The organism is Methylobacterium oxalidis (assembly GCF_007992195.1).
In the GTDB taxonomy this organism is placed as follows: Bacteria; Pseudomonadota; Alphaproteobacteria; order Rhizobiales; family Beijerinckiaceae; genus Methylobacterium; species Methylobacterium oxalidis.
The window spans coordinates 1-9,274 of record NZ_BJZU01000119.1; the positions used below are offsets into that span (position 1 = coordinate 1).

13 protein-coding genes are annotated in these 9,274 nt (G+C 73.2%); 9 read left to right on the top strand and 4 right to left on the bottom strand.

The genetic code is table 11. From position 1 onward, the window contains the following. Positions 1-99: 99 nt before the first annotated feature. Positions 100-687: a histidine phosphatase family protein gene (locus MOX02_RS23425; RefSeq protein WP_147028241.1), complete on the bottom strand. Its 588-nt coding sequence runs from the start codon at positions 685-687 to the stop codon at positions 100-102. 166 nt (positions 688-853) lie between these two features. Between MOX02_RS23425 and MOX02_RS23430 the strand changes: the two genes are divergently transcribed. Next, positions 854-1,852, top strand: coding sequence for a polyphosphate kinase 2 family protein (locus MOX02_RS23430; RefSeq protein ID WP_147028242.1), 999 nt, complete (start codon positions 854-856; stop codon positions 1,850-1,852). A 7-nt stretch (positions 1,853-1,859) separates the two neighbouring features. Here MOX02_RS23430 and fabI read toward each other — a convergent pair whose 3' ends face one another. Then, positions 1,860-2,720, bottom strand: coding sequence for an enoyl-ACP reductase FabI (gene fabI, locus MOX02_RS23435; protein WP_147028243.1), 861 nt, complete (start codon positions 2,718-2,720; stop codon positions 1,860-1,862). Positions 2,721-2,901: 181 nt separating this feature from the next. On the opposite strand from fabI, the gene MOX02_RS23440 reads away from it, so the two are divergent. Continuing rightward, complete coding sequence (locus MOX02_RS23440; RefSeq protein ID WP_147028244.1) at positions 2,902-3,216, top strand: BrnT family toxin; 315 nt, start codon at positions 2,902-2,904, stop codon at positions 3,214-3,216. Beyond that, positions 3,179-3,478: a BrnA antitoxin family protein gene (locus tag MOX02_RS23445; RefSeq protein WP_147028245.1), complete on the top strand. Its 300-nt coding sequence runs from the start codon at positions 3,179-3,181 to the stop codon at positions 3,476-3,478. Before MOX02_RS23440 ends, MOX02_RS23445 begins: the two co-directional genes overlap by 38 nt. Positions 3,479-3,488: 10 nt before the next feature. On the opposite strand, the gene MOX02_RS23450 is transcribed toward MOX02_RS23445, so the two are convergent. Continuing rightward, a complete protein-coding gene (locus MOX02_RS23450; RefSeq protein WP_147028246.1) occupies positions 3,489-4,430 on the bottom strand; it encodes a DnaJ C-terminal domain-containing protein in 942 nt (313 codons plus the stop codon). A 176-nt stretch (positions 4,431-4,606) separates the two neighbouring features. After that, positions 4,607-5,122, bottom strand: a complete 516-nt coding sequence (locus MOX02_RS23455) for an RT0821/Lpp0805 family surface protein (RefSeq protein ID WP_147028247.1) — start codon at positions 5,120-5,122, stop codon at positions 4,607-4,609. 82 nt (positions 5,123-5,204) lie between these two features. On the opposite strand from MOX02_RS23455, the gene pdxH reads away from it, so the two are divergent. The 6 genes from pdxH to MOX02_RS23485 all read left to right on the top strand — a co-directional run bounded on the left by pdxH (position 5,205) and on the right by MOX02_RS23485 (position 9,168). Continuing rightward, the gene (pdxH, locus tag MOX02_RS23460) at positions 5,205-5,849 is read left to right on the top strand and encodes a pyridoxamine 5'-phosphate oxidase (protein WP_373866780.1); all 645 of its coding nucleotides are present in this window, start codon (positions 5,205-5,207) and stop codon (positions 5,847-5,849) included. A 173-nt stretch (positions 5,850-6,022) separates the two neighbouring features. After that, positions 6,023-6,745 carry an SDR family NAD(P)-dependent oxidoreductase gene (locus tag MOX02_RS23465; protein ID WP_147028252.1) on the top strand — a complete coding sequence of 241 codons (723 nt, stop codon included), beginning with the start codon at positions 6,023-6,025 and terminating at the stop codon, positions 6,743-6,745. Next, entirely contained in the window at positions 6,738-7,841 is a 1,104-nt protein-coding gene (locus MOX02_RS23470; protein WP_147028249.1) for a hypothetical protein, read from the top strand. The genes MOX02_RS23465 and MOX02_RS23470 overlap by 8 nt, the downstream gene beginning before the upstream one ends. Beyond that, positions 7,838-8,299, top strand: coding sequence for an NUDIX hydrolase (locus MOX02_RS23475; RefSeq protein ID WP_147028250.1), 462 nt, complete (start codon positions 7,838-7,840; stop codon positions 8,297-8,299). The genes MOX02_RS23470 and MOX02_RS23475 overlap by 4 nt, the downstream gene beginning before the upstream one ends. Continuing rightward, positions 8,296-8,754 carry a TIGR02301 family protein gene (locus MOX02_RS23480; RefSeq protein WP_147028251.1) on the top strand — a complete coding sequence of 153 codons (459 nt, stop codon included), beginning with the start codon at positions 8,296-8,298 and terminating at the stop codon, positions 8,752-8,754. The genes MOX02_RS23475 and MOX02_RS23480 overlap by 4 nt, the downstream gene beginning before the upstream one ends. Positions 8,755-8,913: 159 nt before the next feature. Beyond that, positions 8,914-9,168 carry a hypothetical protein gene (locus MOX02_RS23485; protein WP_132257463.1) on the top strand — a complete coding sequence of 85 codons (255 nt, stop codon included), beginning with the start codon at positions 8,914-8,916 and terminating at the stop codon, positions 9,166-9,168. Positions 9,169-9,274: the final 106 nt, after the last annotated feature.

Genomic DNA, 9,274 nt, shown 5'->3' on the forward strand with positions numbered 1-9,274 from the left:
TCCCGGACGGGAGAGGTGGGACGCCGCATCGGGCGCGGGCCTTGCTCCCGTTCGGGAGCGCGCGTGGGACGCGCCGGGCGGATCCATGCACGCGCCCGGCTAGATCCAGCGCCAGCCCTCCCCGTCGAGGACGAGGACCCCGCCCTGGCGGATGCCGATCCGCGGCGCCGCCCAGGGGTCGAGATGGCCGAGCGCCACGAGGACCGCGCGCGCCACGCCGCCGTGGGCGACCATGACGGTCGGCGCGTCGAGCTCGCGCAGCGCCGGGGCGACCCGCTCGGTCAGCATCGCGTAGCTCTCGGCGCCGAGGCCGGGGGGCTGGAAGCCCCAGCGGTCCCGGTCGCGCGCGGCGGCGCCGGACGGGTCGCGCCTGCGGATCTCCGCCCAGGTCGAGCCCTCCCAGGCTCCGAAGCTGATTTCCTTCAGGCGCGCGTCGACCCGGTACGCCTCGGGCGGCAGGTTGAGGCAGGCGCGCAGGGCCTCCATGGTGCCGCGCGTGCGGCTGAGGGGGCTCGCCACGAAGTCGAGGCCCGCGAAGCGGTCGCCGGTGAGCGCCCGCAGCCGGTCGGCGGCCTCCTCCGCCTGGCGCAGGCCGGTGCCGTTGAGCCGGGTGTCGCGCTGGCCCTGGAGGCGCCCCTCGGCGTTCCAGTCGGTCTGGCCGTGGCGCACGAAGTAGATGGTCGGCATCGAGGATCAGAGGGCGGAGCTCGACGGGTTCCGCGCCGGCCCGGCCGACACGTCGCTCTGGACGCTCCCTCCGGAACGGCTCAGCCTGCCGATCGTTTTCGCAGCCACGCGAACCTCCAGAGGGTCCGCCGCCGGCCCCGTCGATTGCGAGTGATAGAGAGTCGTCATGCCGAAGAAACACCGCAAGCACGCCGAGGGCCAGCGCGACGGCTCCTCCGGCGTGACAATGTCGCAGGACTCTCTCCGGCAGTCGGCCCGCGACCGGCCGCCCTCCTCCGCTGCCTGGGCGGGCGCGGCCGCGGAGATCTCTGGCGCCGCCCCCGGCCTGATCGGCGGGCACGCGCCCGTGGTGGTGCCGGCCGCCGCGGGCATCGTGACGGTGACGCCGGGGCAGGTCTGCGAGCTCGACCGGATCGACCCGGACGCCGACGGCGGCCTCGACAAGGTCGAGGCGAAGGAGGCGCTCGCCCACGAGCGCGCCCGGATCCAGGATCTGCAGGAGCGGCTCTACGCCGAGCGCCGGCGCAGCCTCCTCGTCGTGTTCCAGGCGATCGACACCGGCGGCAAGGACGGGACGATCCGCGCGGTGCTCGAAGGGGTGAACCCGCAGGGCTGTCAGGTGGCCTCCTTCAAGGCCCCGACGACGGAGGAACTCGATCACGACTTCCTGTGGCGCTACCACAGGCGCACCCCCGGCCGGGGCATGATCGGTGTGTTCAACCGCAGCCACTACGAGGACGTGCTCGTGGTGCGGGTGAAGAACCTCGTGTCGGAGGAGATCTGGCGGGGGCGCTACGGGCTGATCAACGATTTCGAGCGCCTGCTCACCGTCTCCGGCACGCAGGTGCTGAAGTTCTTCCTGCACATCTCGAAGGCGGAGCAGAAGGAGCGGCTCGAGGCTCGCATCGCCGACCCGGCCAAGCACTGGAAGTTCGACCCGGGCGACCTCGTCGAGCGCGAGGCCTGGGACGCCTACCAGAGCGCCTTCGGGGACGCGCTGACCCGATGCTCGACGCCCTACGCGCCCTGGCATGTGGTGCCGGCGAACCGGAAGTGGTTCCGCAACCTCGTCGTCGCCCGCACCATCGCCGACACGCTGGAGGCGATGGACCCGCGCTACCCGGAGGCGCCGGACGGCATCGCCGGGATGAGGGTGCCGGACTGAGGCGGCCTCAGTCCCGGTCGAGCGACAGGTCGGGCGCCTCGGGATTCTTCATGCCGACGACGTGGTAGCCCGCGTCCACGTGCAGGATCTCGCCGGTCATCCCGCGGGACATGTCGGAGAGGAGGTAGGCGGCGGACTCGCCGACCTCCTCGATGGTGACGGTCCGGCGCAGCGGCGCGTTGTACTCGTTCCACTTGAGTATGTAGCGGAAGTCGCCGATGCCGGAGGCGGCGAGCGTCTTGATCGGGCCGGCCGAGATCGCATTGACCCGGATATTCTGCGGCCCGAGATCGGCGGCGAGGTAGCGCACGGAGGCCTCGAGCGCGGCCTTGGCCACGCCCATGACGTTGTAGTGGGGCATCCACTTCTCGGCGCCGTAATAGGTCAGCGTCAGGAGCGAGCCGCCGTTGCGCATCAGCTTCTCGGCGCGCTGCGCCACGGCCGTGAACGAGTAGCAGGAGATCAGGAGCGACTTCGTGAAGTTGCCCTCGCTCGTCTCGATGTAGCGGCCGGTCAGCTCGTCCTTGTCCGAGAAGGCGATGCAGTGGACGACGAAGTCGATGCCGCCGGGGAAGGCGGAGGCCGCCGCGTCGAAGACCGCGTCGATGGAGGCCGGATCGGTGACGTCGCAATGGCCGATCACGTGGGCGTCGAGCTCGCGGGCGAGCGGCTCGACCCGCTTCTTGAGGGCATCGCCCTGGTAGGTGAAGGCGAGCTCGGCCCCGTGGGCGCGGGCGCTCTTGGCGATGCCCCAGGCGATCGAGCGGTTGTTGGCGACGCCGAGGACGATGCCCCGCTTGCCCGCCAGGATCCCGGTTCCGGCCGGGCGTCCGCCGCCGTGAGCGTCAACCGGATCGATTCCCGCCATGAGTCACCTGAAACGCTGAAAATGTCGGTCGCGCGCGCCCCGGAAGCCCGGCCGCGCACCGCGGGCATCCTTAGCGGAGGTGTGCGGAGGGGGGAAGTCCGGCGCGCCGTGACGTGCCGAAGACCCGCTTGGACACGGGGTTGTGCATGGACATTTGCATGGGCAACGCCAACGTGCATCCATGAGCGTGGTCGACGGTTTCGATTGGGATGACGGAAACTGGCCCAAATGCGCCCGGCACGGGGTGACGCGCGAAGAGATCGAGGCCGCGCTGCTCGGCGAGCCCTACGTCCTCCCGGACAGGACGGGGCTGGCCGGCGAGGTCCGACTCAACGCCGTGGGGCGGAGCCGGGACGGACGACACCTCTTCATCGTCTTCACCCTCCGGCAGCGCGGCGGCCGGCATCTGCTTCGTCCGATCTCGGCCCGCTACATGCACGCGAAGGAGATTGCCCACTATGAGCGGCACCAAAAAGCTCGACGCCGGGAAACCTGACGCCGCCCGACCCAAAGACTTCCCGACGCACGCGAACGACTCCGACGCGGAGCGGTTCGTGGCCGAGGCGGACTTGACCGAGTACGATTTCTCCGGCTTCCAGCCGATGCGCTTCGAGCTGGAGGCAAAGTCGGCGAGCATCAACATGCGGGTGCCGGAGAGCCTGCTCCGGGCGGTCAAAGAGACGGCGCGCGCGCAGGGCATCCCCTATCAGCGCTACATCCGCCTCGCAATCGAGCGAGCCCTGGCGAAGGGGCGCTGACGCCCGCCCCCTACTCCGCCTTCGCCGCGCGCTTGCTGCGGGCGTATTCCGAGAGCGCCGCGTCGGCCTCGGGCAGGACGATGGCCGTCGTTGCGAGGAGGTCGCCGCGCGTCCCGTCCTTTTTCGGCAGGCCCTTGCCCCGCAGGCGGAAGGTGCGGCCGGAACTCGTCATCGGCGGCATGCGCATCTCGACGGCGCCGGTCAGCGTCGGCACGCGGATCGAGCCGCCAAGCACCGCGTCCTCGAGCGGCACCTCGACGGAGGTGCGCAGGTCCGTCCCCTCCTGCTTGAAGCGCGGGTGGGGCAGGACCCGGATCGTCAGGAGCGCGTCGCCGGGCTCGCCGCGCAGGCCCGCCGGGTGGCCGAGGCCGCGCAGGCGGATGGTCTGGCCGTCGACGACGCCGCGCGGGATCACCACGTCGACCTCGCGCCCGGTCGGCAGGGCGAGCCGCAGCTTCTCCTCGGCTCCGACCTGCTCCAGCGTCACGCTCAGCTCCGCCTGGACGTCGTCGCCCTTCGCGTGGGCGCCGCCGGGGCCGCCCCGCTGGAAGCCGCCGGGGCCGCCCGGGCCCGCGCCGCCCGCCCGGAACGCCTCGCCGAACAGGTGCGAGAAGATGTCCTCGCCGATGCCGCCCCCGCCACCGCGGCTGCGGGCCATGCCCTCGAAGTCGAAGGAGTTGGCGCGGCCGCCGCCGAAGCCCGAGAAGCCCTCGAACCCGGTCGCGCGCGGCTTGCCCTCGGCGTCGATCTCGCCGCGGTCGAACTGCGCGCGCTTGCCCGCGTCGCCCAGGATCTCGTAGGCCGAGTTCGCCTCGGCGAAGCGGTCCTTCGCGCGGGCGTCGTCCTTGTTGCGGTCGGGATGGTAAGCCTTGGCGAGCTTGCGGAAGGCGCGCTTGATGTCGGCCTCGCTCGCTCCCTTGGGGACTCCCAGAACGTCGTAGGGGTTGCGCATCTCTCGCTATCGGATCTCGGCGCCGCCTCGGTGCGGCGGTCGGGTCGGTCGGACCGTCATGTGGCGAATATGTTGCTTCTTTGCAACGCCACGGATCGCAGAAGGTCGGGGCAATGCGGGGCCGCGTCAAGCCTGCCCGCCGGCTCGGTGCGGCCGAGCCCGCACGACGGCGGCGCTCAGCCGGCCCGGCTCGGCCGCAGCCGCTTCAGCTCCCAGGCGCCGCCGGACAGCTTGCAGCCGGTGCCGCGCACGAAGCGGCTCTTGTCCGGGGTGATCACGGTCGCCAGGAAATCGCGGCAGATCTCGTCGTTGGCGACGTAGGGAAGGCCGGTCGGGTTCACGGAGCCGCGCAGGCTCGTCTCCGGGTTGTCCCACTTCACCGGGCGCCCGTTGCCCTGCGGGTCGAGGGCGACGCCGAGAGCCGCGCGGGCGCGCCGCCAATCCTCCTCGCCGAGATCGGCGCCGAAGCTCGGCGGGCGCTTGGAGATGCTGCCGGTGACGGTCGGTTCCGGGATCTCCGCGGCCTCGGTCGCGGCCTTCGGCTCGCTCTGGAAGGTGATCAGCGGCTGGCCGCAACCGCACAGGATCAGGACGAGGCCAAGGGCCGAGGCGGAGGCCGCGAGCGGGCCGGGGCTGCACGCGGAGCGCCCCGGCGTCGCGGAAGAAGAGGCTTTACAGTCGCGCCGACGCATTACACCTGAACTCAATCCCGGCACGGCGCGACACGAACCCGTCACGTCCGTGCCCCCCGACCCGGATGTCACGGCTGAGGATTTGAGCGTGGATCGGTTAAAGATCGATGAGCCGGCCCTGGCCGGCGCGGCCCTGGAGGACTTCACGCTGGCCGAGGATCCCTGGCCGCTCTTCGCGGCCTGGATGGCCGAGGCCGAGGCGTCGGAGGCCGAGGATCCGAACGCGATGGCGCTCGCCACCGCCGGGGCGGACGGGCTGCCCGACGTCCGCATCGTGCTCCTGAAGGGCGCCGACCGGCGCGGCTTCGTCTTCTACACGAACGTGGACTCGGCCAAGGGCGAGGAGCTGGCGCAGAACCCGCAGGCCGCGCTCGTGCTCCACTGGAAGAGCCGGCGCCGCCAGGTGCGCGCCCGCGGCGCCGTGACGCGCGTCACGCCCGAGGAGGCCGACGCCTACTTCGCGAGCCGCCACCGCGACAGCCGCATCGGCGCCCACGCGAGCCGCCAGTCGCGGCCGCTCGCCGACCGGGCGACGCTGATGGCGGAAGTGGCCGAACTCGCCGCCCGCTACGAGAACGCGGCGGTGCCTCGGCCCGAGAACTGGACCGGCTTCCGGATCGAGCCCGTGACGATCGAGTTCTGGCAGAACGGGGATTACCGCCTGCACGACCGGGTGCGCTTCACCCGCGACGGCGCGGGCTGGAGCCGGTCGCGGCTCTACCCCTGAGCGGGGACCGCCGCGGAGAGCATGCTGCGGCGCGGCACGGACCCTGGATTTCCGGGGACGCTCCGCTTAGACCTGACAGGCTGCGCGGCGGCCCGCCGGATCCTTCGGCGGAACGCCCGTGCGGATCGAGAGGCACGGCCTTGGCTCCATCCGTCAACGAACGCCGGCGCATCATGCTGCTCACGGGCGCGAGCCGCGGCATCGGCCACGCCACCGTGAAGCGCTTCTCGGCCGCGGGCTGGCGGGTCATCACCTGCTCGCGTCACCCGTTCCCCGAGAACTGCCCGTGGGAGATGGGCCCCGAGGACCATCTCCAGGTGGATCTCGCCGACGCCGAGGACACGGTGCGCGGCGTGCGAGAGGTGGCCGAGCGCCTCGCCGCCGAGGGCGGGCTCCTCCACGCCCTCGTCAACAACGCCGGCATCTCGCCGAAGGGCGCGGAGGGTGAGCGGCTCGGCGCCATCGCCACGCCCTTCTCCGACTGGCAGCGGGTGTTCCAGGTCAACTTCTTCGCCCCGATCCTGCTCGCGCGGGGCCTGTGCGACGAGCTGACCCGGGCGCGGGGCTCGATCGTCAACGTCTCCTCGATCGCGGGCTCGCGGGTGCATCCCTTCGCGGGCGCGGCCTACGGCACCTCCAAGGCGGCGCTCGCGGCGCTGACCCGCGAGATGGCGGCCGATTTCGGGCCGCTCGGCGTGCGCGTGAACGCGATCTCGCCCGGCGAGATCGACACCTCGATCCTGTCGCCGGGCACCGAGAAGCTCGTCGAGCAGATCCCGCAGCGCCGTCTCGGCACGCCGGACGAGGTGGCCAAGGCGATCTACTTCCTGTGCACCGAGGCGTCCTCCTACGTGAACGGGGCCGAGCTGCACATCAACGGCGGTCAGCATGTCTGAGCGCGCTCTCGCCGCGCTCCTCGCCGTCACGCTCCTCGCCGCCGCCCCCGCCGCGGCGGAGCCCGCGGTGACGATCCTCGACCTGCCCTTCCGGGCGAAGGCCATGCGCGGGCCCGGCAGCGAGGTCGCGGTGGCGGTCGCCACCTCCGGCCTCCTGCCGATCGCACGCCCGAAGGCGGCCGCCGCGACCGCCGAGGACGAGGCGCCCCTCGCCGTCGTCTGGGGCGAGGAGGGCGGCGCCGCCCTCACCCTCGCCGAGGGTCAGGTCCGCGCCACGCTGATCGGCGCCGAGGCCGTCGAAGGCCTCGCCGCCGCCGAGACGCCGCGGGGCGCCCTGCCCGGCTCCCGCCGCGCGCTTTCCGGCGGCCTGAGTGCCTACCTCACGGGCCCGACCCGCGCGGCCGGCGACGGCGCACCCTCCGCCGCCGGCCTCACCATCCGGGAGCGCCAGCCGGTGGCGCTCGGCGGCGACCCGAAGCCCGTCCCGGTCGCCACCGTGACGGTCCCGGCCGGGCCCGACGCGGTGTTCGCCCGCGAGCGCCCGCGCACCGCACGCTTCGGTAACCGCACCGTGATCCTCGCCTCGGCCCGCCAGGGGGCGGACGCCTCGGCCCTGGTGCTCGTCGGCCGGCCGGAGGAGGCTCCCGGCTCGCCCTGGACGGTGGTCGCCCGCACGCCGGCGCAGCCCGGGGCGCCCCTCTCGATCGCCGGCGTCGCCGACTTCGCGGGACGCGGGCAGCCGCAGGTCGCCACGGTGACGGCCGGCAAGCTGCAGCTCTGGTCCTACGCGGACGGTGCCTTCGCCCTCGCGGCGGAGGCCGCGGGCTTCGCGGGCGGCGACGGCGAGACGGCGCTCGCTGCGAGCGTCGAGGGCGCGCGCGACCGATCTCCGGACCTCGCCCTGCCGGTCGCCGACCGCCGGAGCCTCGCGGTCCTGTCGCTGAAGGGCCCGGTCGCCGAGCGCGCCCGGGCCGCCCTCCCCGCCCCGGCCGGTTTCGGCGTGGCGGCGCTGGGACGGGGCGAGGCCGCCCGCCTCCTCGTCGGCCTGGAGGACGGCCGGGTCGCGGTGGTCGCCCTCGACGGGGGCGGCCGGTGAGCGAGACCGTGCGGACCTTCCCCACGCGCCCCTTCGTCGGCGCCTCGATCGCCGTGATCCGCGACGGCCGCGTGCTGCTCGCCGCCCGCGCCAACGAGCCGATGCGCGGCGTCTGGACCCTGCCGGGCGGCCTCGTCGAGGCCGGCGAGGCGCTCGCCGAGGCGGCGCGGCGGGAACTCGCCGAGGAGGTCGGGCTCGACGCCACCGTCGTCGCGGTGCTGAGCCCCACCGAGATCATCGAGCGCGACGCGGAGGGCCGCGTGCGCCACCACTACGTCGTCCATCCGCACGCCGCGCTCTGGTGCGGCGGCGAGCCCGTGGCCGGGCCGGAAGCCCTCGGCGTCCGCTGGGCGACGCTCGACGAGGTGGCGGACCTCGCCACCACGCCGGGGCTCGCCGGCACGCTGTCGGAAGCCTTCGCCGCGGTGGCGCGGCAGGCGGCGGGGAGCGCCGCGTGAGCCTCGCCCGTCTCGGCCTCGGCCTGCTGCTGACCCTCGCCCTCGCCCTCCCGGCGGACCTGCAGGCGCAGCAGCGCGGCGGCGGGCGCAGCGCGCCGAAGGCCGGCGACAAGGCGGCCGAGAAGGCGCCGCCGTCCCCGCCCGAGCCGCCGCCGCCGCCCTACGACCGCGACCTGATGCGGCTCTCCGAGATCATCGGCTCCCTCGCCTTCCTGCGCGGCCTCTGCGCGAGCCCCGACGCCGCCGAGTGGCCGAGCCGCATGAAGGCGCTGATCGACGCGGAGGGGGTGACGCCCGCGCGGCGCGACAGGCTCGCCGGCGCCTACAACCGGGGCTATCGCGGCTACAGCCTGACCTACCGGATCTGCACGCCGGCGGCCCACGAGGCGGCCGGCCGCTTCCTCGCCGAGGGCGAGCGGCTCTCCCAGGATCTCGCCGGGCGGTTCGGCGGCTGATGCACGGGAGCCACACGCGCAGACGGCCTCGAAAATCCATCGAAGACGGCGCGGCGCGTTAACCTCTTCGCAATTCCCGGCTGGTCGGGCGCGCGGGCCCATCCTATCATCCGGGCCATCGCCGGGTGATGTCTCGGCGCCAACAGATGCCGTGACGCCATGCAGAACACTTCCGGATCCGTGCCCTTCGAGGCGGACGTCGACGAGAAGCGCGCGGCGCTGAGCTACGTCTCGGAAGCGTTCGCGGAGGGCTGCCTCGACGGGCTGGACGGCGATTGCATGGCGCAGGCCGCGCTGTTCGCGGCCTTCCAGGAACTCGTGATGACCTACGGCGAGGAGGCCACCGCCCGCTACGCGGAAGGCTTTCCGGAGCGCATCCGCGGGGGCGCCTTCACGACGACCCTCCAGCACTGATCAAGCGCGGACTCCCTCTCCCGGACGGGAGAAGTGGGGTGCCGGCTCCGCCGATCTGCCCCGAGAAAATCAAGCGCGGGTCCCCTCTCCCGTCCGGGAGAGGGAC

What these genes read in the sequence shown, in the direction of transcription:
- MOX02_RS23425 (WP_147028241.1), bottom strand. Translation starts at nt 687, where the DNA reads ATGCCGACCATCTACTTCGTGCGCCACGGCCAGACCGACTGGAACGCC.
- MOX02_RS23430 (WP_147028242.1), top strand. Translation starts at nt 854, where the DNA reads ATGCCGAAGAAACACCGCAAGCACGCCGAGGGCCAGCGCGACGGCTCC.
- fabI (WP_147028243.1), bottom strand. Translation starts at nt 2,720, where the DNA reads ATGGCGGGAATCGATCCGGTTGACGCTCACGGCGGCGGACGCCCGGCC.
- MOX02_RS23440 (WP_147028244.1), top strand. Translation starts at nt 2,902, where the DNA reads ATGAGCGTGGTCGACGGTTTCGATTGGGATGACGGAAACTGGCCCAAA.
- MOX02_RS23445 (WP_147028245.1), top strand. Translation starts at nt 3,179, where the DNA reads ATGAGCGGCACCAAAAAGCTCGACGCCGGGAAACCTGACGCCGCCCGA.
- MOX02_RS23450 (WP_147028246.1), bottom strand. Translation starts at nt 4,430, where the DNA reads ATGCGCAACCCCTACGACGTTCTGGGAGTCCCCAAGGGAGCGAGCGAG.
- MOX02_RS23455 (WP_147028247.1), bottom strand. Translation starts at nt 5,122, where the DNA reads ATGCGTCGGCGCGACTGTAAAGCCTCTTCTTCCGCGACGCCGGGGCGC.
- MOX02_RS23465 (WP_147028252.1), top strand. Translation starts at nt 6,023, where the DNA reads ATGCTGCTCACGGGCGCGAGCCGCGGCATCGGCCACGCCACCGTGAAG.
- MOX02_RS23470 (WP_147028249.1), top strand. Translation starts at nt 6,738, where the DNA reads ATGTCTGAGCGCGCTCTCGCCGCGCTCCTCGCCGTCACGCTCCTCGCC.
- MOX02_RS23485 (WP_132257463.1), top strand. Translation starts at nt 8,914, where the DNA reads ATGCAGAACACTTCCGGATCCGTGCCCTTCGAGGCGGACGTCGACGAG.